At 36.3% G+C, this 24053-nt stretch carries 23 protein-coding genes, 1 pseudogene and 1 riboswitch; of the genes and pseudogenes, 18 read left to right on the plus strand and 6 right to left on the minus strand.

What is annotated here, in order from left to right; translation table 11 throughout:
• The first annotated feature begins 1 nt into the window (after nucleotide 1).
• The 6 genes from FHY47_RS10725 to galE all read left to right on the plus strand — a co-directional run bounded on the left by FHY47_RS10725 (nucleotide 2) and on the right by galE (nucleotide 8447).
• A complete protein-coding gene (locus FHY47_RS10725; RefSeq protein ID WP_262365998.1) occupies nucleotides 2-1234 on the plus strand; it encodes a glycosyltransferase family 4 protein in 1233 nt (410 codons plus the stop codon).
• Between the two features lie 98 nt (nucleotides 1235-1332).
• On the plus strand, nucleotides 1333-2721 hold the full coding sequence (locus FHY47_RS10730) for a sugar phosphate nucleotidyltransferase (RefSeq protein ID WP_148630536.1): 1389 nt from the start codon (nucleotides 1333-1335) through the stop codon (nucleotides 2719-2721).
• Nucleotides 2722-2773: 52 nt separating this feature from the next.
• On the plus strand, nucleotides 2774-3850 hold the full coding sequence (locus FHY47_RS10735) for a glycosyltransferase family protein (RefSeq protein WP_148630538.1): 1077 nt from the start codon (nucleotides 2774-2776) through the stop codon (nucleotides 3848-3850).
• A gap of 114 nt (nucleotides 3851-3964) precedes the next feature.
• Nucleotides 3965-5284 carry a UDP-glucose dehydrogenase family protein gene (locus FHY47_RS10740; RefSeq protein WP_148630540.1) on the plus strand — a complete coding sequence of 440 codons (1320 nt, stop codon included), beginning with the start codon at nucleotides 3965-3967 and terminating at the stop codon, nucleotides 5282-5284.
• Nucleotides 5285-5695: 411 nt separating this feature from the next.
• A complete protein-coding gene (locus FHY47_RS10745; protein ID WP_148630542.1) occupies nucleotides 5696-7429 on the plus strand; it encodes a phospho-sugar mutase in 1734 nt (577 codons plus the stop codon).
• Between the two features lie 28 nt (nucleotides 7430-7457).
• Nucleotides 7458-8447 (plus strand): UDP-glucose 4-epimerase GalE, encoded by a 990-nt coding sequence (gene galE, locus FHY47_RS10750; RefSeq protein WP_148630544.1) that lies wholly within the window; start codon nucleotides 7458-7460, stop codon nucleotides 8445-8447.
• A 440-nt stretch (nucleotides 8448-8887) separates the two neighbouring features.
• On the opposite strand, the gene FHY47_RS19235 is transcribed toward galE, so the two are convergent.
• Complete coding sequence (locus FHY47_RS19235) at nucleotides 8888-9019, minus strand: hypothetical protein (RefSeq protein ID WP_258188215.1); 132 nt, start codon at nucleotides 9017-9019, stop codon at nucleotides 8888-8890.
• A gap of 16 nt (nucleotides 9020-9035) precedes the next feature.
• Nucleotides 9036-9127, minus strand: a riboswitch (cyclic di-GMP riboswitch).
• Between the two features lie 405 nt (nucleotides 9128-9532).
• Here FHY47_RS19235 and galU point away from each other — a divergent pair.
• Nucleotides 9533-10411, plus strand: coding sequence for a UTP--glucose-1-phosphate uridylyltransferase GalU (galU, locus tag FHY47_RS10755; protein WP_148630547.1), 879 nt, complete (start codon nucleotides 9533-9535; stop codon nucleotides 10409-10411).
• Between the two features lie 63 nt (nucleotides 10412-10474).
• Here the strand turns inward: galU and FHY47_RS18950 are convergent, their stop codons facing one another.
• On the minus strand, nucleotides 10475-10651 hold the full coding sequence (locus FHY47_RS18950; protein WP_187393477.1) for a hypothetical protein: 177 nt from the start codon (nucleotides 10649-10651) through the stop codon (nucleotides 10475-10477).
• Between the two features lie 267 nt (nucleotides 10652-10918).
• A complete protein-coding gene (locus FHY47_RS10760) occupies nucleotides 10919-11110 on the minus strand; it encodes a hypothetical protein (RefSeq protein WP_148630549.1) in 192 nt (63 codons plus the stop codon).
• Between the two features lie 408 nt (nucleotides 11111-11518).
• Between FHY47_RS10760 and wecB the strand changes: the two genes are divergently transcribed.
• Together wecB and FHY47_RS18955 are read left to right on the plus strand one after the other, a co-directional pair.
• Nucleotides 11519-12670, plus strand: coding sequence for a non-hydrolyzing UDP-N-acetylglucosamine 2-epimerase (gene wecB / locus FHY47_RS10765; protein WP_148630551.1), 1152 nt, complete (start codon nucleotides 11519-11521; stop codon nucleotides 12668-12670).
• Nucleotides 12671-12777: 107 nt separating this feature from the next.
• Nucleotides 12778-12939 (plus strand): YwzD family small protein, encoded by a 162-nt coding sequence (locus FHY47_RS18955; protein ID WP_187393478.1) that lies wholly within the window; start codon nucleotides 12778-12780, stop codon nucleotides 12937-12939.
• 39 nt (nucleotides 12940-12978) lie between these two features.
• On the opposite strand, the gene tagU is transcribed toward FHY47_RS18955, so the two are convergent.
• Both tagU and FHY47_RS10775 read right to left on the minus strand, forming a co-directional pair.
• A complete protein-coding gene (tagU, locus tag FHY47_RS10770) occupies nucleotides 12979-13917 on the minus strand; it encodes a polyisoprenyl-teichoic acid--peptidoglycan teichoic acid transferase TagU (RefSeq protein ID WP_148630552.1) in 939 nt (312 codons plus the stop codon).
• A 176-nt stretch (nucleotides 13918-14093) separates the two neighbouring features.
• Nucleotides 14094-15353: a C40 family peptidase gene (locus FHY47_RS10775; RefSeq protein WP_148630554.1), complete on the minus strand. Its 1260-nt coding sequence runs from the start codon at nucleotides 15351-15353 to the stop codon at nucleotides 14094-14096.
• A gap of 176 nt (nucleotides 15354-15529) precedes the next feature.
• On the opposite strand from FHY47_RS10775, the gene FHY47_RS18960 reads away from it, so the two are divergent.
• From FHY47_RS18960 to FHY47_RS10795, 6 genes and pseudogenes are all read left to right on the plus strand, one after another.
• A complete protein-coding gene (locus FHY47_RS18960) occupies nucleotides 15530-15676 on the plus strand; it encodes a hypothetical protein (protein ID WP_187393479.1) in 147 nt (48 codons plus the stop codon).
• 4 nt (nucleotides 15677-15680) lie between these two features.
• Nucleotides 15681-16145, plus strand: a complete 465-nt coding sequence (locus FHY47_RS10780) for a S8 family serine peptidase (RefSeq protein ID WP_148630555.1) — start codon at nucleotides 15681-15683, stop codon at nucleotides 16143-16145.
• 104 nt (nucleotides 16146-16249) lie between these two features.
• Nucleotides 16250-16384, plus strand: a complete 135-nt coding sequence (locus FHY47_RS19240; RefSeq protein ID WP_262365999.1) for a hypothetical protein — start codon at nucleotides 16250-16252, stop codon at nucleotides 16382-16384.
• 73 nt (nucleotides 16385-16457) lie between these two features.
• Nucleotides 16458-16877 carry a S8 family serine peptidase gene (locus FHY47_RS10785; protein WP_148630557.1) on the plus strand — a complete coding sequence of 140 codons (420 nt, stop codon included), beginning with the start codon at nucleotides 16458-16460 and terminating at the stop codon, nucleotides 16875-16877.
• Nucleotides 16874-17307, plus strand: a pseudogene (locus tag FHY47_RS19245) (Ig-like domain-containing protein). The gene FHY47_RS10785 and the pseudogene FHY47_RS19245 overlap by 4 nt, the downstream one beginning before the upstream one ends.
• A 207-nt stretch (nucleotides 17308-17514) precedes the next feature.
• A complete protein-coding gene (locus tag FHY47_RS10795; protein WP_148630561.1) occupies nucleotides 17515-18543 on the plus strand; it encodes a DUF6270 domain-containing protein in 1029 nt (342 codons plus the stop codon).
• 51 nt (nucleotides 18544-18594) lie between these two features.
• Here FHY47_RS10795 and FHY47_RS10800 read toward each other — a convergent pair whose 3' ends face one another.
• Complete coding sequence (locus tag FHY47_RS10800; RefSeq protein ID WP_148630563.1) at nucleotides 18595-20679, minus strand: LTA synthase family protein; 2085 nt, start codon at nucleotides 20677-20679, stop codon at nucleotides 18595-18597.
• 231 nt (nucleotides 20680-20910) lie between these two features.
• Between FHY47_RS10800 and FHY47_RS10805 the strand changes: the two genes are divergently transcribed.
• The 3 genes from FHY47_RS10805 to FHY47_RS10815 all read left to right on the plus strand — a co-directional run bounded on the left by FHY47_RS10805 (nucleotide 20911) and on the right by FHY47_RS10815 (nucleotide 23880).
• The gene (locus FHY47_RS10805; protein WP_148630565.1) at nucleotides 20911-22095 is read left to right on the plus strand and encodes a processed acidic surface protein; all 1185 of its coding nucleotides are present in this window, start codon (nucleotides 20911-20913) and stop codon (nucleotides 22093-22095) included.
• Nucleotides 22096-22154: 59 nt separating this feature from the next.
• The gene (locus tag FHY47_RS10810; RefSeq protein ID WP_262366005.1) at nucleotides 22155-22700 is read left to right on the plus strand and encodes a class D sortase; all 546 of its coding nucleotides are present in this window, start codon (nucleotides 22155-22157) and stop codon (nucleotides 22698-22700) included.
• Nucleotides 22701-22863: 163 nt separating this feature from the next.
• Nucleotides 22864-23880 (plus strand): LCP family protein, encoded by a 1017-nt coding sequence (locus FHY47_RS10815; RefSeq protein ID WP_148630569.1) that lies wholly within the window; start codon nucleotides 22864-22866, stop codon nucleotides 23878-23880.
• Nucleotides 23881-24053: the final 173 nt, after the last annotated feature.

Here is a 24053-nt window from a genome sequence, read left to right on the forward strand (position 1 = left end):
GTTGAAAAAAATAGTATTTGTTATTAACTATTTTTATCCGGATTTAGCTTCGACTGGTCAGTTGATGACTGAGCTTTGTAAAAATCTTCAAAGTGACTTTAAGATTACTGTAATTGCTGCCCAACCAGGCTATGCTGGAGAAAATCAAAACGCTAGTAAATTATTTGATTTAGATTATTTGGAGAATATTAAAGTTATCCGAATTAAAGTTCCAAAGGTAAATAAAACTTCCAAACTTAGTAGAATACGTTATATATTCTCATATTTCCTTTTAGCGAATTTGGCTCTTCTAAAAGTGAAGAAACCTGATATTATTTATACTATTTCTCAACCTCCTGTTTTAGGTGGGCTAATTGGTACCATTGGAAAGTTTTTGAAACGTTCTAAACATGTATATAACATCCAAGATTTTAACCCTGAGCAAGCAGAGGTGGTTTCGTATACGAATAAACAATTTATTTTTAAGATAGCAATGTTTATTGATAAATTAAATTGCCGTTATGCAGATCACGTTGTTTTAGTAGGTCAAGATATGGTTGAGACATTGATTAATCGATTTTCTAATAAGAAGGTACCTAATTTTACGGTTATAAATAATTGGACGGATGAAGATGATATTGTACCCTTGGAGAAAAGTCATGACAAAATTATGGCCTTTCTAAATGACCATAATCTGCAAGAAAAGTTTATTGTAATGTACTCAGGGAACATTGGTCTTTATTATGATTTGGAAAATATTATTCATATTACCAAGGAATTTAAACATCAATCGGATATTATTTTCCTTTTTATTGGAGAAGGTGCTGTAAAACTACAGATGGAAGAGTACGTGATGGAACATAATCTTAGCAATGTAGTATTTATTCCATATCAACCTAAAGATTTTATTAAGTATTCCTTGAACGCTGCCGATGTGCATCTTGTAGTCAATCAAAAAGGGATTAAAGGTGTATCAGTACCCAGTAAAATATATGGAGTGATGGCAGCTGGTAAGCCTATACTAGGTGTGTTGGAGCATGGGAGTGAAGCTCAGCGTTTAATTGAGGATAGCAATAACGGCGTAGTAGTTGAACCGAAGGATTATTCTAGTATAAAAGAAGCAATACAAGAACTTTATAAATTAAGCGATCAAGAACGTAAACAACTTGGCACAAACGGTAGGATTTACTTGGAAAAATTCCTCAAAAAAGAAATCTCAATTAATAAATATCGCGAGCTGCTAAAAAGATTATAAAAATTTCAAGTAAAATTAATTAAATACTGTTATATAGGAATAGTAAAGAACTAATCGTCGATTGGTTTTTTTTTTTTTTTTCTTAGGGGGGAAATTACATGAAACTAGTTTTATTATCGGGTGGTTCAGGAAAACGCTTATGGCCTTTATCAAATGACACTAGGTCCAAACAGTTTTTAAAAGTGTTAATGAATAAGAATGAAGAGAAACTATCTATGGTGCAGCGTGTTTGGAGACAAATAGAAACAGTAGGCCTTGCAGACTCTGCTGTGATTGCTACCTCAAAAATGCAGAGAGACATGATTCAAAGTCAAGTGGGTACGGGTGTTCCTCTTATTATTGAGCCAGAGAGAAGAGATACATTCCCAGCCATTGCCCTTGCAGCTTCATATCTACATTCTATAAAAACTGTATCCCTTGATGAGTATATTGTAATCCTACCTGTTGATCCTTATGTGGAAGACAGTTTTTTTGAAAAGATTAAAGAGCTTGAGCAAGTCTTAATTGATTCCCAAGCTGATTTAGCATTGGTAGGAGTTAAGCCAACTTATCCTTCATCAAAATACGGCTATATAGTTCCTAAAGGGAATGTTGAAGGTGATAACTATTTTACGGTAAATTATTTTACAGAGAAACCATGCGAGGAAAAAGCACAAACTTTAATTGATATGAATGCTCTATGGAACTGCGGTGTCTTTGCTTTTAAATTAGAATATTTAATTAATATTTTATTAGAAAAAAATTTGCCGCTTCAATATGATGAGCTTGTTCATAAATATAAACATTTACCGAAAATAAGCTTTGACTATGAAGTGGTTGAAAAAGCCGGTCATATTGTTGCTTTACCCTATGATGGATATTGGAAGGATCTTGGTACTTGGAATACCCTAACTGAAGAAATGGCAACTTCTCAAATAGGTAAGGGTATTCTTAGTGAGGACTCGGTTAATACTCACTTGATTAATGAACTTGATATTCCGGTAACAGTTATCGGAACAAAAGATATTGTTGTAGCTGCAAGTCCAGATGGGATTCTAGTTGCCGATAAAGAATCAAGTCCTAAAATTAAGGAGTTAATTGGCGGTTTAAATCAACCTCCAATGTATGAGGAACGCATTTGGGGATGGTCAAGAGTACTTGATTATGCGAAATATGATGATGGAAATGAAATGGTAACTAAGCGTATCTGTATTTATGATGGAAAAAACTCGAGTTATCATTTCCATAATTTACGGGATGAAGTATGGACAATTGTTCGTGGCGTAGGAGAATTGGCATTAGATAATCATATTACTCGTGTCAAGGCAGGAGACATTATTCACCTTCCTGCAGGGAAGAAACACGGAATTAAAGCTCTTTCAGAATTAGAGTTCGTTGAGGTACAAACAGGTGCGGAGATTAGTGATGAAGATTTTGTCCGCCTTTGCTTTGAGTGGGATGAGGTTATTACACACTTTACTAAATCAAAGGCAAAAGTAATTATATAATTAATTGGGGAATAATGGAGGTTCTTTCCCTTTTTAGTGTGAGGAGATTGAATTGAAAACCATCGCCTACTATATTTCAGACTATGGATATGGTCATGCTTCGAGAAGTATAGCTGTTATTAGGGAATTACTGAAAGATCCCAAGGTGAGTATTATTGTTTGTCATTCGTTTGCACATAACTTTATTAAGAGCTCGATTCAGAATAAACGAGTCACTTATAAAATCATTCAGACAGATATAGGGTACTTTTTGAAGGAAAACTCAATATATCCTGATAAAAGGTTATTATTTAGAGAATATAAAAGTTATCTCCTTGATTGGGAGACCAAAGTAAAGGAAGAAAGTGATTTTTTAGAAATTAATAATGTTAGATTGGTGATATCAGATATATCTCCACTGGGTATTGAAGCAGCAAACAAATTAAGTATTCCTTCAATTGGTATATCAAACTTTACATGGTATACAGCTTATCAGGAATTAATAGAAGAACAAGACTTACAACCCTTTAAAGAAGCATATCAAAAAATGGATCATTATTTTTCCTTGGCGGGTAGTCAAGAGCCATGGAATAGTAAAGTTCAGGACTATGGATTTTTCTCAAGGGCTATAGATGAAAAAGAGGTTAACCGAATTCAACAGTTAATTAACCCTACAGGTAATAATAATATAGTATTTCTAGGACTTGGTATGAAGATTGACCTCGATTTACTTGAAAGTTTACCTATTTGGGATAGTCCAAATGTATCTTTTATTGTATCCACTAATGTTAAGGTAATTCGGGAAAATGTCTATCAAGTACCAATTGACTACATTGAGACACAAAACTATATAGCAGCATCAAATCTGGTTATATCAAAGGCTGGTTGGGGAATGATTGGGGAGGCACTGTGCTCCAATACCCCATTATTGCTCGTTAACAGGCAATCAATGAGAGAAGATCAAAATACCATTCAGTATTTAAAGGAACGTAATTTATGTAAGACAATAGAATGGGATGATTTTAAATCCTTTGAAGTTGATTCTGAATTTATAAAGGGACTATATGAATCAACAAATATAAGAGATAACAAGTTTAGTAATGAGGCTAGTAGAGTGGCAAAGGGAATACTCAAGTTATTGAAATCGTAGCTATATATTCATTTAATAGTGGTACAATACTACTAAAAATTATTATACTAGTATAGTATAAGTGGTCTATTAGATAACAAGTTTAAAATAATCCATAAATATGAGGTGAGCAATATGAAAATTGCAGTAGCTGGAACAGGATACGTTGGTTTAGTAACAGGAGTTTGTCTTGCAGAGCATGGTCACTCTGTTACTTGTGTAGATATTGATGAAAATAAAGTAGCTATCATGGAAGCAGGAGTTTCTCCAATTTATGAGCCTGGCTTAGAAGAGTTAATGAAGAAAAACAAGGAACGGTTAACATATACAACTGATTATCATGCTGCTTATAAAGATGCTGACGTAATTTTTATCGGTGTGGGTACTCCTGAAAAAGCTGATGGATCCGCTAATTTAACCTATGTTTATGAAGTAGCTGATCAGATTTCTCGGAGTATAGAAAAAGACTGTGTTGTTGTTGTTAAATCTACTGTGCCTATTGGGACGAACGATAAGGTTGAGGAAATGATTAAACGAAATTTAATTCATGACGTCAATGTTTATATTGCTTCTAACCCAGAGTTTTTGGCTCAAGGAACAGCAGTTCGTGATACTTTGCAGGCTTCTAGAGTTGTAATTGGTGCTGAAGAAGATTACGCTGCGGAGGTTTTAAAAGAGGTTTATAAAGGGTTTAATGCACCTATCGTTGTGACAAATCGTAAGAGCGCAGAGATGATTAAATACGCTTCCAATGATTTTCTGGCACTAAAAATCTCATTTATCAATGAAATTGCGAACCTATGTGAAACCATTGGAGCAGATATTGAAGATGTTGCGCTTGGTATGGGCCTTGATGGTCGTATAGGAAATCGTTTCTTAAATGCTGGGATTGGCTATGGCGGTTCTTGTTTCCCTAAAGATACAAAGGCATTACATTGGATAGCAAATTTCTATGATACTGAGTTGAAAACAGTTAAGGCTGCGATTGATGTTAATGAGAATCAAAAACTTAAGTTATTTAAGAAATCACGTAAGTACTATAATAATCTACAAGGGTTAAATGTTGCGGTATTAGGGTTAACGTTCAAGCCTGGAACGGATGATTTAAGAGAAGCGCCTTCATTAGTAAGTATTCCATTGATACTTGAGGATGGAGCAAAAGTAAAAGCATGGGATCCAGTTGGTGTTGATAACTATAAGAAGATATATCCTAATGAAATTACGTATTGCAACTCAATAGAAGAAACTCTTAAAGATGCAGACATTTGTTTTATCTTTACTGAATGGGATGAAGTTAAAGATTTTGATTTAGCGAAGTATAGCCAGTTAATGAGGAACCCAATTATCCTTGATGGTCGTAACTGCTATAACTTAACATCTGCTAAAAAAGCGAATGTTGTTTATGAATCTATTGGTAGAAAAACAGTTAATAGCTTAGAAGCTGCACTTGTTTAATTTTAAAGCGGGACTTATTTCTTAGAGAGATAAGTCCCGCTTTTTTCTGTGCAAATCAACCAGTAGCTAAATGAAGCAGAATTTTGATGTAACATAGAAACGTATTGGGATGCTCAAAGAAACTTCCCAGACAGAACCGATTATGAAAAACCCCTTCGTTTATCCATGTTCAATACCCTTTAGAGGTTTGACTACATTTTTGATTATTTACATGAAATGTTTATGACGAGACTGATTTGGATGATATGAAATTATTAATAAAAAGTAAGAAGAATGCTGCCAGGTAAAAAGGGATGTTTTGGCAGGTAAAGATAAGTTATTGTGTTTATAAATTTTAATAGTAATGATGAGAAGTTGCAGGTAGATTGTTTAAAAGTTAAACCAATATAGAATAAGAGAGGAGAATAATGAGTGAACTGGAAAAGTAATGCAGATAAATGGCTATCATTTGAACAGCTTAATGATGATCTTAAAGAAAAATTAAATGAACTTAAAGAGGATCCAAAGATTTTAGAAGACCTATTTTATAAGCACTTAGAATTTGGTACCGGTGGCATGCGCGGAGAACTGGGGCCTGGTACAAATCGTTTGAACATCTATACTATTCGAAGAGCAGCAGAGGGGCTTGCTCGTTATATAGCGGAACAAGGAGAGCTAGCAAAACAGCGTGGGGTTGTCATTGCCTACGATTCTCGTCACAAATCACCGGAGTTCGCATTAGAGGTAGCGAAAACAGTTGGGAAATATGGTATTAAAGCATATGTATTTGATGAGTTACGTCCAACACCAGTGCTATCCTTTGCGGTTCGTTATTTGAACGCTTTCGCTGGAGTAGTGATTACAGCAAGTCATAATCCACCTGAGTATAATGGATTTAAGGTATACGGAGAAGACGGGGGGCAGATTCCCCCAGAAGCAGCTGATGCGATTATCCGTTATGTCGAAGCAGTTGAGAATGAATTGACTGTTGAAGTCGCGGAAGAAAAGGAACTTCTTTCAAGTGAAGTATTAACATATATAGGGGAAAAGGTCGATCAGGCGTATATTCAGCAGTTAACTACACTGCAAATGAATCCTGACATGGTTGCAGATGTAGCGAAAGAGCTGAAAATTGTCTACTCCCCTTTACATGGGACAGGGAATAAACCGGTACGTGCAGGTCTTAAGGCATTTGGGTTTGAAAATGTAACAGTTGTCAAAGAACAAGAGTTACCTGATGCAAATTTCTCGACGGTGAAATCCCCCAATCCTGAAGAGCATGCAGCGTTCGAATTGGCAATTCGTTATGGTAAGATGATTGATGCGGATATTCTCATGGGAACGGACCCGGATGCCGATCGTCTTGGGGTAGCGGTAAAGAATGAAGCAGGAGAGTATGTCGTCTTAACGGGAAACCAAATTGGTGCTTTGATGGTGGAGTATTTGCTTTCTCAGAAGAAGGAAAAAGGAAAGCTTCCTGCAAATGGAGTTGTCATTAAAACCATCGTAACATCTGAAATGGGTCGTGCTATTGCTGAGCATTATGGAATTGTTACACTGGATACCTTAACTGGCTTTAAGTTTATTGGAGAGAAGATTAAAGAATTTGAAGAGACAAATGAACATACTTTCTTGTTCGGTTATGAAGAAAGCTACGGCTATTTGATTGGAGATTTTGTGCGTGATAAGGATGCTGTTCAATCAGCGATATTCGTGGCTGAAGTGGCGGCTTACTATAAAACGAAGAACATGACGTTGTACGAAGGACTGCTATCCATTTTTGAAAAGTATGGGTTTTATCAAGAAGCCTTGCAAAGTATTACCCTTAAAGGAAAAGACGGCGCAGAGCAGATTGCAAGATTGATGGAGACATTTAGAAATGAACAATTAGTTGAAATTGCTGGTGTGAAAGTTATTGCGGTTGACGATTATTTAGCTTCTATTCGAGTTGTAGATGGACAAGAAGAGAAAATTGAATTGCCCCGTTCGAACGTGTTGAAGTATCATTTAACTGATGGATCATGGATTGCTTTACGTCCATCTGGGACAGAGCCAAAAGCGAAATTCTATTTTGGTGTGAAGGGCCAAACGATGGTGGATAGTAGAGAAAAGCTGGATGCTGTTCAGAATAGCTTGATGAGCAAAGTGGAAGCTTTATTATGGTAATATCAATAGATAAGAAGAAGGTGTTAGGATGGCGATACTTATTACAGGGGGAGCAGGCTATATTGGCTCTCATACAGTGAAGTACTTTTTAGACCAGAACGAAGAAGTGGTTGTTGTTGATAATTTACAAAGTGGACATAGAGAGGCAGTATACGTTGATCATTTTTACGAGATTGATCTTAGAGATAAAGAATCTTTAGATCGTGTCTTTAAGTCTCATAATATCGAGGCTGTTATTCACTTTGCTGCTAACTCATTAGTTGGAGAAAGCATGAGTAAGCCACATGAATACTATCATAACAATGTTTACGGCATGATGTGTTTATTGGATGTCATGAAAAACAATAACGTCAATAAAGTAGTATTTTCCTCTACAGCAGCTACTTATGGCGAACCTAAAAATATTCCTATAGTTGAAGATAATGAAACGAATCCCACCAACACATATGGTGAAACCAAACTTGCGATGGAAAAAATGATGAAGTGGTTTGACCAAGGATATGATATTAAATATGTTTCTTTACGATATTTTAATGCTGCTGGGGCTCATCAAAGTGGAAATATAGGAGAGATGCATGACCCGGAAACACATCTTATTCCATTGGTTTTGCAGGTTCCGCTTGGTCAACGGGATAAAGTTTATATGTTTGGTGATGATTACCCTACAGAGGATGGAACGTGCATCCGTGATTATATTCATGTAATGGATTTAGCATCAGCACATTATCAAGCATTAGAATATTTAAGAAAAGGAAATCCTAGTGATATTTTTAACCTGGGAAATGGGAATGGATACTCTGTCAAACAGGTTATTGATGTAGCAAGACATATAACAAACCATCCTATTCCAGCAGAAGTAAAAGAAAGAAGAGCTGGAGATCCTGCTGTCTTAATTGCTTCATCACAGAAAGCAAAAGACATATTGGGTTGGAAACCGCAGTATGATTCTTTAGAAAAAATCATTACTGATGCTTGGAATTGGCATAAGAATAATCCTAAAGGTTATATGTCGAAATAATAGCTGGGTATTGCACTAATTCAAAAGACTAGGATAGAAGTTAAACCCAGTATTCTCTAAATGTATCAAGACGTACAATGGTTTACGGAGAATTAAATAGAAATAGATTATTTTATTTTCTAAATAAATAATGAGTGTTTCAAAAAAGTGGAGAAATCATTAAAGTTTTCTCCACTTTTCTACTATAAAATGCCTCAAAAATACTCCCCAATTCACGATATCTTCTAGGAAGGAACATCGAATTTTAAACTAGGATAATGAAGAAGATATAAATAGTTTTCAAATATCATCTTTTATTCAAATGATTTTGTGTAAATATTTTGATCATTCATTAAGATATGTGTATAAAAAATTGCTACGTTGATAGAACCCTCTTCATAGCATCAAAAGATAAGAAGAAAGAATATAAAAAAGAATGAAACCCATAGTTCCACTCTTTTTTACATATTGTATAGCAATACTTGTAATCCTAAAATGATTCCGACAGCTACTACAATTAAGCCTGCATAGGTTGCAGTCTTTTTAAGTTTTCTTTTTCTGTACATTTCCTCAGGAGTTTGATAGTAATTCAAAATCGTGCCTCCTCGTTTCGGTAACTGGCTGACTTAGCTAGCATGAGACGAGCCTTAGTCCCTTTAGTTTTGCGTCACTAGTTTTCGCTAGCTTTGCTTTTTCAGCGTTTAATATAATGGTACAAAATGTATTAAATATAAAACAGGGACCAAAGTCGCGTTTTGTCAAAAAATAGAATAAAATTTTATGTATTATAACAATTTAAAAATACCAGTATGATAAAGTAACTGTCAATGCTGTTTTGAAGATGGATAATTTTACATCTTTATTATATAATCCGCTTTTCTATTTACTTATAACAGTTGAATCTAACTAGTCTTGCTGTAAGACATTATCCTTCTGATCCCCCAGTAAAAAGCCGGAATCATTACTACGAAATACTATTTACATCTTGCTTTCCCAGAAGAACTAAATTTGAGCGGGCTGTTTATTTACTTTTGGAGGAATAGAATGGAGGTTAGGGAATTAGTTATATAGAGTGAATGATTATACTGATGATAAAGGGGATGCGTATGAAAAAAATTACGAAAGCCATCATACCGGCAGCAGGTCTTGGAACAAGATTTTTACCGGCAACAAAGGCCATGCCAAAGGAAATGCTGCCAATTGTGAATAAACCGACCATTCAATACATAGTCGAAGAAGCTGTTGCATCCGGAATTGAAGACATTATCATCGTGACAGGTAAAGGAAAAAGAGCCATTGAGGATCATTTTGATCATGCTGTTGAATTAGAACATAATTTGAGGGAAAAGCGCAAATTTGATTTGTTGGAGGAGGTTCAAAGACCCTCTGAGCTTGCGAATATTCATTATATCCGCCAAAAGGAACCAAAAGGTCTCGGTCACGCCATCTGGTGTGCGCGTAATTTTATCGGAGATGAGCCATTCGCTGTATTGCTCGGTGATGATATTGTCGTCCATGATAAGCCGTGCTTACAGCAATTGATTGAACAGTATGAGGTACTTGATTCATCAGTTATTGGCATTAAAGCTGTACCTGAAAATGAAACCGACCGGTATGGGATTATTGATCCGATTCAGGTGGATGGGCGTTGCCATCTCGTAGGCAGCTTTGTTGAAAAGCCGGCGAGAGGAACAGCACCTTCTAATCTTGCTATTATTGGGCGATATATTTTTAAGCCAAAGATATTTGATTTTCTCGGTGAAATGGAAATAGGAGCGGGTGGTGAAATTCAGTTGACCGATGCCATTCAAAATCTCAATCAAATCCAGCGTGTCTATGCCTATGAATTTGAAGGGGAACGATATGATGTAGGTGAGAAGCTAGGGTTTATCAAGACAACGATTGATTTTGCTTTGAAAAATGAAGAGCTAAGAGAGGATGTTCTAAAATATATTGCTCGGCTGATCGAAACGGAGAGAAGATGAGTTCGTTTTATGGAGTAGAATGGTCAGAGCGTATTCCAATTCTACTCCATCTATATGAATGAATCATCCATTGGATTGTTCACCTGAAAAATAAAATTTCTCTATTTCGTTAAGCTTTAAATGTAAGTCATAAATTTTATTGTTTAAATCCCTTTTCATATCGGGATTCGTACAGGAATCTGCTTTATTGATAAGGCGTTTTAGTCTATATTCATACCAAAGATGTTTTAAGAGTATCATTTTAGCACCTCTTTTTGTTCAGTATATAAAATATATATTCCCTTCTGATTCTAAAATAATCCTTTTGTCCCGAATATAGGCAAAAGGATGGATTCTTTTTTACGGAAAAAAGACTGAACACTCTAAAGTCTAGTCAGTTCAGTCTCCTTTTTGTTCAATTAGAGGAGTAAGGTCCTGTAGTACCCCTTTTAATTCACTGCTTTGATGCTTCGAGTCATCATACACTTTTTTGATCACCTTTTGGGCTTCTTTTAGCTTTTTTTGCTGCTAGTCATTAATTGATTTTCGTTCATTCTCGAGTTGTTCTTTTTCTAGGCTCTGGTTTGCCTGATCCTCTGTGTATTGCTTGTACGCTTCTGCACGGGTCTCCTCAATTTCCGCATAATAATGGTTATTCCCATAGACTAAAAATCCAATACACAGTAGAGCTGTTACACCTGTAATCCCTATTCGCTTCATAGATCACCTCTTATTCTTTTCCAAATATTAACACGTTGGTTTCCGTCTGAATAGGCTATTTCAGTAAGTTTTTTAGCGTCTGAAATAGCCTGTTCGATATAGTTGATGAGATAGAGGTAGGATGTTTTTTCAGGAATATTAACTGACCATTAATTTGTGTATGAATAAAACTGAAATTTGTAAATTATGCCTATTAGTTCCTAGAATAATGTTTATGATTCAGGGTAATAGAGAATAGCGAAAGATTATATTAATAATGGAGTTTATTATCTATATATATGGTAATATGAGGATGGTTTTTAATATTTCCTTTGTTCAAATGATGCTTACTTGTTAGTATAGGATATATGAACTAACTTGGAGTTTTGAGTTCAACGTTTATTGATTGTCGAAAAAAGGAGAGTTCCGATGGCTCAAAAAATAAAGGTAATGACTGTTTTTGGTACAAGGCCGGAAGCGATTAAAATGGCTCCCTTGGTTAAAGAGTTAGAAAAGTATTCAGAGCAAATTGAAACGATTGTTACGGTAACAGCCCAACATCGTCAAATGCTTGATCAGGTACTTGATATATTTGATATTAAACCGGATTATGACTTGAATATTATGAGAGATAAACAAACATTGGCAGGGATTACGACCCGCGCACTTGAAGGGCTTCACGAGGTAATGGGGGAGGTTACACCGGATATTGTGCTTGTCCATGGTGATACTACAACAACCTTCGTAGCAAGCCTTGCAGCATTTTATCATTCCATCCCGGTTGGGCATGTCGAAGCAGGTTTACGGACACATAATAAATATTCTCCATATCCTGAGGAAATGAATCGTCAGCTGACTGGAGTCTTAAGTGATTTGCACTTCTCACCTACATATCAATCAAAGCTCAATTTGTTAAACGAAAATAAACCGGACGAATCAATCTTTATCACCGGGAATACAGCGATTGATGCATTGAAAACAACCGTAAAAGAAACCTATTCCCATCCTATTTTAGATGCTGTGGGCGAAGACCGTCTTGTTTTAATGACCGCTCATCGCCGGGAGAATCAAGGTCAGCCGATGCGTAATATGTTTAAAGCCATTCAGCATTTGACTGAAGTTCACCAGGATATTCAAGTGGTCTATCCTGTCCATTTAAATCCTGTCGTTCGAGAACTGGCAGCTGAAATATTAGGAGAAAATCCGCGTATTCATTTAATTGAACCGTTGGATGTGATAGATTTTCATAACTTTGCCTCCAGATCCTATTTAATCCTGACCGATTCAGGCGGTGTTCAGGAAGAAGCTCCATCTCTTGGAGTTCCGGTATTGGTTTTAAGAGACACGACAGAGCGGCCGGAAGGAATAGAAGCCGGTACATTGAGGCTCGCGGGTACAGATGAGGATGTTATTTTCAATATGGCAAATGAGCTTTTATCAGATGAAGGGGCGCATGCCGAAATGGCGAAAGCATCTAATCCTTATGGAGATGGGGAAGCATCCAGGCGTATTGTCGAGGCCATTCTCTATTATAAAAGGGAAAGGAAGGAAAGACCGTTAGATTTTTTGTCATCTAAATAGATGATTGTTTCACTGGTATTACTTTTGTGCGTCAAAATCTCTCAGATATTTACAACATATAGATTAATTTGTATAATTAGGTAATGGTTTTTGGAGGAGAAAAGTGGATGACTAATGAACTAAAATACAGAGAGACTGAGGATACTCAGGTAAGAGCATTTATGGATCTAATTCGAAATGCCTACACTCGGGGAACAACAGATGAAACATTAACTGCACAGGAATTCATCGAAGAAATTAAATCAGAGATTAAGAACATCTATAAATGAGAAACGGATTAAGCGAGCTGCTTAATCCGTTTCTTTTATTTACTTATTGATTTGTAAATGTTTCTTTAACGTATCCTGAAGGTTTGTCAGAGATTCATCTGAAGGAATATAATAATAAATTTTATTTATTTTTGTTCCTTGCCCTTCAAGCTGCAGCTGTTCTAGCGACTTGGCTGCTTCCTTGTAATTCTGCTGGATACTGACCATTTGAGAGAAACTGATATCAGTCTTCACATTATCACCAAGTGCATCAAAAATACCATCAAAGCGGGTTAAAGAAGAAAGGCTTGCTCCTTCTTTAAGGACTGCCTGGATAACTTGCCTTTGCCTCATTTGGCGCCCGAAATCTCCGCGTGGATCCTCATATCTCATTCGTGAATATGCCAGGGCCTGCTCGCCATTCAAATTAAGGGTTCCTTCTGCGAAGTGATGACCATCAGCTGTAAAATCAAGATCGTTTACAACAGTGACGCCACCAACAGCATCAACGATATCTTTAAATCCTTCCATATTCACTTGTGCATAATAATCAATCGGAATATCAAGGAAGTTCTCTACTGTATCCATGGACATTTCGACACCGCCAAAGGCATATGCATGGTTGATTTTATCCTCAGTTCCTCTGCCGATTATTTCCATTCTTGTATCACGAGGGATACTTACCATTTTGACTGATTCGAGGATTGGATTTACCGTCAGAACAATCATCGTATCAGAGCGGCCCTTATCGCCTTCTCTTTCATCTACACCTAATAAAAGTACAGAAAAAGGTGTCTTATCCTTCAAGCTGACCTTCTCCACCCTCTTTTTAGAACCATCCCGATCGATAGGATCATGCATCGCGTCTAACGCATTGTCGAAAGAACGATACACCGTAAAGGCGTATACGCCTCCAACTAAAATAAATAGTCCAATGATTCCTAAAACTATCTTTTTCCAGGTCTTCATCTTTTTCTTTTTTGTTCTATCTGTTCTCATATAACTCCCCGTTTTCTACAAAATATTACATTCTATTTATATTATATAATATATCTGTCTGAATAAGACGAAAAAATTACATATAGTACTTTATTGATTAATGACAATTTCATATTACCTATGACTTAGCAAGTAATAAAAACTCCAGCCGAATAATAATTTAGCTGGAGTTGGGTTTAATAGAATCTCTTAAAGCTGGAAAAGTGCTTCTTATAATATGAATTACTTAAGCTGACGATTCTGACGCCGCTATTATCTGCGTTAATGAATTGATTATTTCCTATATAAATACCTAAATGTGAAATGCCTTTTTTATAGGTATTTTCGAAGAATACTAAATCGCCAGGCTTCGGATTATCTACATAATAGGAACGGTCATAATAGCCTGCTGCTGAGTAGCGATTAATATCATATCCAGCCTTATTAAATACATAATAGATAAAACCACTGCAGTCAAAGCCTGATGTGCTGGTGCCGCCAAAGACATATTTGGTTCCAATAACCTTTTTACTTTCATCGATTAGCCTAGAAGTGAAAGTGGAATTGCCGATTTGACTATCTGAATCATCTCGTACAATTTCATCTTGTTTAGGAGCTGGTTTGCTTGCAGAGTTACCTGATAACTTTAGTGTTTGTCCTACATAAATCATATCTGATTTAAGGTTATTTAATGATTTTAACTGTGCCACTGTCATTCCATATTGCTGACTGATTCTGCCCAACGTATCTCCGCCCCTTACAGAGTATGTTGTATTGGTTGATGGAGTTGGAGTTTTAGGTACAGTTGGCTGTTTGGGTGGATTGGTTGTAGTCAGAACTGCCACCTTTAGTTTCTGCCCAACATAAATTAAATCGGACTTAAGATTGTTAAGGGTTTTTAGCTTAGCTACCGTTAATCCGTACTTTTTTCCAATTTGGCTTAGGCTATCGCCACTCTTCACGACATATACTGTAGTTTTTGAAGTGGAGGGGGACTTAGGGGCATCTGGTTGGTTAATAGTCCCTGTAGTTTTTGATAGTTTAAGCACCTGATTAGGATAAATGATGGTACTTTTGAGATTATTCCACTCTATTAGATTGTTAATGGAGACTTTATACTTGGCTGCAATCTTTGAGAGGCTGTCTCCTGATACAACTTTATATGTTTTAGCAGAGCTTGTCTGGGAAGGAATTTTGGCTTGGGCGGTCTTTTTAGTTGTTGCCGGTTTGGTAGGACTAGTAGATATAATCTTTAATACTTGGTTGGGATAAATCAAGTCGGATTTTAGTTGGTTTACTTGTTTAAGAGCAGCTACAGTTGTTCCGCTTTTATTGGCAATAGCCGACAAGGTATCTCCTTTTTTTATTGTATATGAATTGGAATCGGCAGATGTAGATCCTGCATATGTTGCAGAAAGTATGGCGACGGCAGCGAATGCGACAGCTTTTGATTTCATTTTGGACTCCCCCTTTGAAAGTATCTCCTATAATATGGTAACACAAGGAAGGGGTTTTGGGAACTTTTTCTATTTTTATGATAAAAAAGAACTATGTGAGTTTATAGGGAATAATGGTAAAATTGGTCGAATTATATATTTATATAAGTGAGAAGAGGAGCAGTAGAATGAAAAGAATGATAGTGGCGCTAAGCATTATCGCTTTGGTGTTGGCGCCTTTAACTCCTGTCGAAGCAGCTATACAAAACTCGAAAAATAGCAAAGAAACGACTGATAGGGTTATTGCTTCAATACGGAAGTTCGATACTAGAAAAGAAGACTAACCTCATGACGCTTCAAAAGCCAAATAGTAAATCAATGGCTGCATTTTTGAAGGAGTTAAAGAAAAATCCTGGGGTTCTCTATGCTGAGCCTGATTATAAAGTAACGCTGGATGGATTATCGAATGATCCGTTACTTAATAAACAATGGCATCATAATGCCATTCAATCAGGGCAAGCCTGGGATACGACAAAAGGTTCTCAGCAAACAATCGTTGCGGTGATTGATAATGGGATTGATCTAAAGCATCCGGATCTTTCTACTAATATTATTAAGCCATTTGATATTATGGCAAATACCAACAAAAAGATGCCTGTTGGGGAACATGGTAAGCACGTAGCTGGTTTGATTGCTGCGGTAGGGAATAATAAAATAGGCGGTTCTGGGGTTGCCCCTGGAGTGAAAATAATGCTGATTAATGTTTTTGTAAACGATGTAGCTTATACATCCGATATCATTAAAGGAATTTAATATGCAGCCAAATCAGGTGCGGATGTTATTAATATGAGCCTCGGGATGTATGAAAGCTCAAAAGCACTTAATGATGCTGTTCAGGCTGCTTATAAAAAGGTGTATTGAATGTAGCCGCAGCCGGCAATGAACAAACTACCAGACCATCCTTCCCGGCAGCATTGCAAAATGTGTTATCTGTCAGTTCTAAACGAAGTTTGATAAAAAGTCATATTTATCCAATTACAGGACTTCGATAGACCTATCCGCACCAGGCTCAGAGATAACCTCTACTCTTCCTAATAATAAATACGGGTCAATGAGTGAACCTCAATGGCTGCTCCCATTGTAGCGGGGGCAGCTGCATTGGTTTTATCAAAGGAGCCCAAATTAACGAATGAGCAGGTGACATATCGGTTGGCGTCTACAGCGGATGACCTTGGGGCAAGGGGGAAAGATACCAGTTATGGAGCGGGCAGGGTAAATGTGGCGAATGCCCTGAAATACCGGTTGCTTTCCACCCCGGTGGTCAGCCAACTAACCGATAAAGATAAGGCCATTCGTATACAGTATAAAGAAGCATTTAAGGGTAAAGTTATCATTACAGGAAAAACGAAAGTTGAAAAGCAGTTAAGCTCAGACCGGACATTTAATCAGTTGATTAATATCCCTCCCCAAAAGGGAGATACAATTGTTTCTATTAAGCTAGTCGATGAAAAAGGGAATGAAAGTTGTCTGTCAAGCGAAGGGTGAAAGACACAACACCGCCTGCTGCTCCCAAGATTAACAGTATTGCAAATAATAGTAGAGTTGTTCAAGGAAAAGCAGAAGCAGGCACAAAAGTAACTGTTCGCAAGGGAAACAGCCTGTTGGCATCAGGCAATGCAAACAGTGTGGGAAGTTTAAAGTGACCCTGAAATCAGCCCAAAAGGCTGGAATGGCACTCTTCATTCAGACCACTGATAAAACAGGAAATAAGAGTCCGGCCACCAAAACGATTGTGAAGGATAAAACGGCGCCTAAATTAATCAATATTAATAAATTCTCGCCCAATTCAACGAAGGTAAAAGGTACGACAGAACCATATGCGAATGTCGTGTTGAATGTCAACAATAAATTAATAGGAAAAGGGAAAGCGAATAAATTGGTAGCTTCTCCGTTTCTGTCAAAAAGTAAAAATTAAAGATAACCATGAAAGTTTACTTATCTGATACTATCGGAAACACAAGTTCATATCGGTTGACGGTTAGGAATTAGGAGGAATATTCATTTTAGGTGATTTTTTAGATATTGCATGGTTGAAATTATATAAAATATACAGAATTGTTATATAACAGGCGAACTTTTTATGATAAAATTCATTTATCGAGATATGCAAAAGGAGTCTATTATGGATATTATAAAAGTAGCTGTTTTGGGTAGCTGTGCAACAAGGGATAATTTTAATTCAAAGTTTAATCCAAGCTATAAAGAATATTATGATTGTATCTTGACGCAAAATCAAACATCTTTGATAAGCTTGATGTCTCATCCATTGAATTATACCGAAAATGACATTGGTGATTTAGATGATTATGATAGATGGAATGTAGAGACGGACTTTTCTAAGGGTTTCCTTGCAGATTTAATTAAGCTGGAGCCAACTTATTTAATTGTTGATTTTTTCGCTGATATTCACTTTGGGGTAATATCCCTGGAGTGTGACCAATATATTACGGATAATCGCTGGAAATTATGGAAAACCCCCTACTATAAAAGCCTAATAGAGAAGGATGTCATTGAGAGATTAACGATAATAAATAATACAGAAGAATATTTTGTGAAGTGGAAACAGAGTGTAGATAAGCTGTTCGCTTTTTTAAATGAGAGATTGCCCAATTGTCATGTCATAATACATAAAGCTAGGAATGTGAGTATTCTCAATGATAATGGTACATTAGTTGATTTAGCAACAAGTGGACGTGTCAAAAAAGAAAATGTACAGCTCTTAAACCGGTACTGGGATGAGCTTGATCAATATGTAATTGATCATTATCCTGTATCAGTTATCGAAATAAATGATAAAGAATATCATACATATAAAGAACATCCTTGGGGACCTTTTTATGTTCACTACACAGAGGATTATTATCATAACTTTTTATTAAAATTGCATCGGATAGTGTTTGCCAACCATATTAACGACCATGCCGTGAATAAAATATTGGAAGATATCTTTAAGCATCATGATGATTTGAAAGAAAAAAATGAACAATTGTCTCAAAATTTATTAAATGAAATGAAAGTTTCTGAGGGATTACAGGCAATAATTAATTTGGCTAAGGAAGAGTACCATAAAGAACTTGAAAAATACCGAAAAGAATCGATTATTACCTTTTTAAAAAGAAAATTGAGAGTAAAAGTGAAAAGTGGCATATAATTGCTTTTAAATGAACCCCCTCTGAAATAATGAGGGGGTTCAATTCGGTCATTAGTCAACAGAATATTTCTTTGTTTTTAGTAGAGTTGTTTTACGATCATCCTGTACCTCAAAATAAACCTTTTTCGGTTTTCCTTGGACCTTAAAAGTTGAGCTACCCTCTTCTGATTTTATCCAAGTAATCTCTAGCTTTTCATCAGATTCATCAAATAGTTTGGCGTATTTAGGTATTCCTTCAGCATAAATCAGGATTTCCCCATTACTTTTAGTTATGTTAACTTTTGGATTTTTCGTCCATCCAACGATGTAGTCGGAAGAACCTTTTGTAGCTAAGGCAGTCTTCGTAAAGTACCTTTTGCCGTGAAGCATGTCGTATTGGAGCATTTCTAAATCCTTCATCTCATTCGTATAGTCTCCCATTTCCTTTGTAAATTGCTTATATGGGAAATAGGAGGTTCCGCCTTCCATGACCTGTGTCAACAAGTTTGTAACCGCATTACCTTCGATATCGGCCATTTCTGTAACAATTTGGCTGAACATATTTGGTGTTACATCTCGTTCCAACGGTGTATTATCCTTGCTGTTCCAAACGAAATAAGGGACTTTATGAAGTTTCATCCAGTCCTCAAAACTTCCATTTAGACTGGATGTAAAATTTAATCCTTCTTTTCCGTACAATGTTTGAAAGGGTGTGAAACCAGGGAAGTGGTCACCCCAAAAGACAACAATGGTTGGTCGTTCCAGTTTTTTTAGTTCCCCCAACAGTCTGCCCAAATCTTTGTCCACACTGTTTAATTTATTCACATATGTACCAAAGGTTTCATAAGTAGCCATTTTCATTTTCGCTTTATCAAGAAAAGGGGAACCATTTTTTTCTCTTGGATATGGCATATGGCCTTCAAGTCCAACGGCATGTATAAAGGAAGGATTTTTATTTTCCTTTACAATTTTTAAAATAGAATCATTCATATGTCGATCGGATGGATAGCCATTCCCACTATTGAACGGGAAATCAAGATTCATAAAATCACCGGATATAAACCGATCGAAACCCAGGTTTTTATAAGCGGTGGAACGCTGATAATACCAGTTCTTGAAAGCGTGAATCGCCGTAGTGTGATATCCTGCTTTGTTAAATGCTCTTGCAACTGATGGAACTGGATGATTTAAATATTGATTATAAGCCACATCATCTCCGGGGAGGAATTGTCTGCTCAAACCTGTTACCGCCTCAAATTCGACATTTGCCGTTCCTCCGCCATACTCGGGCGAATACATAAATCCGTGCATAGATTCCTGGAAGGCTTTTCTGAAATTAGGGGTGGGATCCTTTGTGAAATATTGCTTTCCCCAAGTATATGGATCAACAAATGCTTCACTCATGATGTAAATCACATTTGGTCTTTTGTTTTCTTCGACAGTTTGCTGCTTCGTGTCAGGTTGATATTTTTCAGCAAGCTCTTTAATCTTAGCTTCAGAATACCCCACTGGCGGCTGAATTTGTGCCTTTTTTGCAAAGAGAGTGAAATTGCCTATTAAACCGTTTTCGCTGATGCCCAGTTCCGGTCGCCAGCGTGTATACCAAAGATTAGCCTGGGCCATTGGAGATATCGGTTTCTCATTCCATAATATAAGGAGAAAAACGAATGAACCAGTAAACAGTAGAGTCTTTGGAATCCAAAATTCTTTCCCTTTTGGTAAGAAGTAGATGATCAGTATACCGACAATTAAAATTACAAGTCCCAATATAATAGGTTTCATTGGTAATTCTAGATTATCTAACCCCTGCAATTCCTTAATAAGACTCATATCGGATAACATAATGGGGCTATTTCGCAATTCAAGTTTCATTTGATTGGCAATCGTAAAGAGAATGAATAAACCGCTTATGACTAGAGAAGTAATGTAATACAATTTACGTGGAAGTATATAGAATAGATTAATGACAGAAAAATAAATTAGATAGTTTAATAGGAAAGCTTTCGTCTTTAAATCAAAAAATTGACCGAGTGTGTATAAATTTAGGTCTTTTCTGACTAAAGTTTCACAGACAATCATGAGTGCTAACGGTAGGAGAAATACAAAACATATAGTAATAATGGAAAGCCAAATAGAGAACCTCGTTCTTTTATTCACATGTAGGGGCGAATAGATCTGTCTTCTTGTACCCAGCAAAACTAGATTCCTCCTTGAAAAATATAATATTACAAATTATAACGTATTATATGGTTATTTTAACCTTAAATGTCAGAATAATATATACGAATGTGTCATTTAATAAAAAAACGTGTGGTAATATTTTCTAATTAGTACTATACTAAATTTGGAGTGTAATATTTTTGTAACATTACTTTATGGGGGGAAAAGATGAAACGGATAGTTATGTCTTTAGTTGCTTTTATGCTGTTATTTACAGTAATAAAGCCAGTGGTCGGTTTGGCTGAAATTAATGAAGGAGATTTTGGGGATTTTGCTGAAGCAGAGGGGATTTCACCAGATACATTAGAAGAACTCATACTTACATACCTCGGTAAAGAATATACAGAATATAACTCAATTGATGATTTGAAAGAAGAATTGGGTGAAAAAATAACTGAAGAAAATTTGAATGAGCTTATGGAAACATACGGATTTTCCAGCAGGGATGAATTGATGGTTGAATTGGAATACCAGGATGGTTATGACAAATCTAACTCAATTGAAGACACCTATATTTTTATAAATATTTTAAAACATGCATTAAGCTGGGAAGAAATTGAGGGCACTGAAATAACAGATGAATCCTTGAAACAATGGCTTGTGGATTATGAAATGACTTTAGAGGAATTAAATGAATTGTTATCCAGCAACAGTGATAGCTTATCCAATTATCAATACCTTGAGGATCTTGAGGCAGCTGTTTTAGGTTATATGTTTATAGATGCAATATTAGAAGGGCTTGCTGAATTCGGAATTGATAGGCAAGAGTTGGAGAATTTAGAAAAACACATCTCTGCCATAGATTTTGAAGATCCTGCACTAGAGGAGAAACTCCTGGAATTAGAAAAACGAGCAGATAATTTACCGGAATTTGAGAGTTCTTCAGAGTTAACTGAGGCACAGATGAAAGAGATTGTAGCTTTGTTTAATGAAGTTTTGGATATCTATCAAATGGAAGCTAAATTTTATTTAACGAAGGATGGCAGCAAGAAGGCTATTTCTATTGAAGAACTTATGGTACTTGAATCAACTAATGGGGCAGATTTACTAATCGAGTTTTATAACAAACAAGGTGAATTACTTGCAGACATGATTATTACAGCAGAAATGTTTGGTTCTGATTTAATTGATAAGGTTACTGAACCGGTTAAGACAGTTCCAAAGCCACAGGTTGAGAATAAGGCAGGGAAAATCGAGAATAAAGAAGGAAAAGCCATTAATAAAACAATTAACGGCGGTAAATTGCCTAATACAGCCGGCAATTATGCTGAAGGTGTATTACTAGGAATAGGAGCCTTGGCAGCAGGAGCTGGACTATTATTTTTCCGTCGGAAAAATAAGGAAGCTGCATGATTCCTAAAGCAAGAATAGTGGTGCTTTTGGCTAGCATTCTGATCCTCATAGGTGCTGGCATGATAGTGAAGTATGGTCTGCCTCTTATAACGGCAAAAGCGCCTGGGCCGGTAAATGTTGAAGAAACTCCCGAGTCTGCACCGGTTTCTGTGTCAGAAGATACGGATCAATTAGATGATTTATATAAAGTTTACCCAAAAACAGGTGAAAAATTTGGTGAATTAATTATTCCGAAGATATCAGCTTATCTCCCGATTATTGAAGGAACAGATGAAGATGAACTGGAAAAGGGGGTAGGACACTATGCAGACAGTGTACTGCCTGGAATGAAAGATAATTCAGTTCTATCTGGCCATCGTGATACAGTATTTCGTAAACTCGGGCAGGTTGGTAAAGGCGATGAATTGATTGTTCAAACAACGGCTGGGACTTTTACCTATAAAGTATTTGGCGTCCGCATTGTAGATGCAGATGATCGGACCGTTATTGTGCCTAAGTCACGTCCTGTTCTGACAGTCACTACGTGTTATCCGTTTGATTATATAGGGGATGCGCCGCAGCGTTATATACTGTCAGCCAATTTAATAAAAATGGAAAGACACTAGAGTGGTTTATTCTAGTGTCTTTTTTGAATTATAATGTTGAGATTTAGATTATTACCCTTTTTTTGGGAGAAAAAATTAATTTACGCAATTTAAGAAAAAGGGTACAATGATGTAAGACTAAAATGACTTCTATGTTTTTAATATATATAAAAGGAGAAAACCAATGCAAAATAGGCAAAATATGCGCAAGGTAAGGCGCAGGCGGAAAAATAAGAAACGCATTGCAGCGGTCATCTTATTTCCGATTCTTATTGTTATTTTAATTGCTGGTGGTTATGCAGGTTACTTATATGTGAAAGCTCAAAATGTACTTTCTGAATCATATGATGAAAATTTTGCAAACGATGGACGGGGAGTAAATCCTGCTAAGGATAATGTATCCGTGTTATTTATGGGAGTAGATGATAGCAGTGTACGTAATAATGAAAAAGGTTCTAGAACAGATGCACTTATGCTTGCTACATTCAATGATAAAGAAAAAACAGTTAAATTGTTAAGTATACCGCGTGACTCATATGTATACATCCCTGGGAAAGATAAGTATTCAAAAATCACTCATGCCCATGCATATGGCGGGGTAAAATATACAATCGATACAGTCGAAGAATTACTGGATGTCCCAGTTGACTACTATGTAAAAATGAACTTTAATGCCTTTGTTGATGTAGTTGATGCATTGGAAGGCATCGAAGTTAATGTGCCTTATACATTCTCAGAGCAGAACTCAAATGATGAGCAAGGTGCGATCACCCTTGAAGAAGGTTTGCAAACATTAAACGGTGAAGAAGCATTGGCATTGGCCAGAACAAGAAAGAAAGACAGTGATATTGAGCGTGGTAAACGCCAGCAGGAGATTCTGACAGCTATAATTGACAAGGCAGCTTCAGCTAAATCGATTACGAAATATGCTGATGTCATTGAAGGTATCGGTAAAAATATGAAAACCAATATGACCTTCAAAGAAATGAAGAGCTTCTCTAGCTATGTGCTAGCTGCATCTAACCTTCAAATCGAATCTATTAATCTGAAAGGTCAGGATTCTTATATTGGAGGTACGTATTATTATGAGTTAGACGAGCAATCCCTGGAAAATATTAAACAGGAGCTCCAAGCTCATCTTGATTATAAAAAGGATGCAGAAACAGAATCCATTCCTAATGATTCAGTTATAATTGAATGAAGATTAATTTGCTAATAAAACCCCGAATTCTGTTAAAGAATTCGGGGTTTTAGCATTTATAGAGTGAAGATTTCCTTTGATCTTTTTAGCTGAGCATGAATGAAATAAAGAAGAAACGGCTTGTTTAGATATTTATTAGAAACTACTAATACCCATTTTGAATAAGTTCCCAT

It is taken from the genome of Bacillus sp. E214 (assembly GCF_008087365.1).
Classification (GTDB): Bacteria; Bacillota; Bacilli; order Bacillales; family Pradoshiaceae; genus Pradoshia.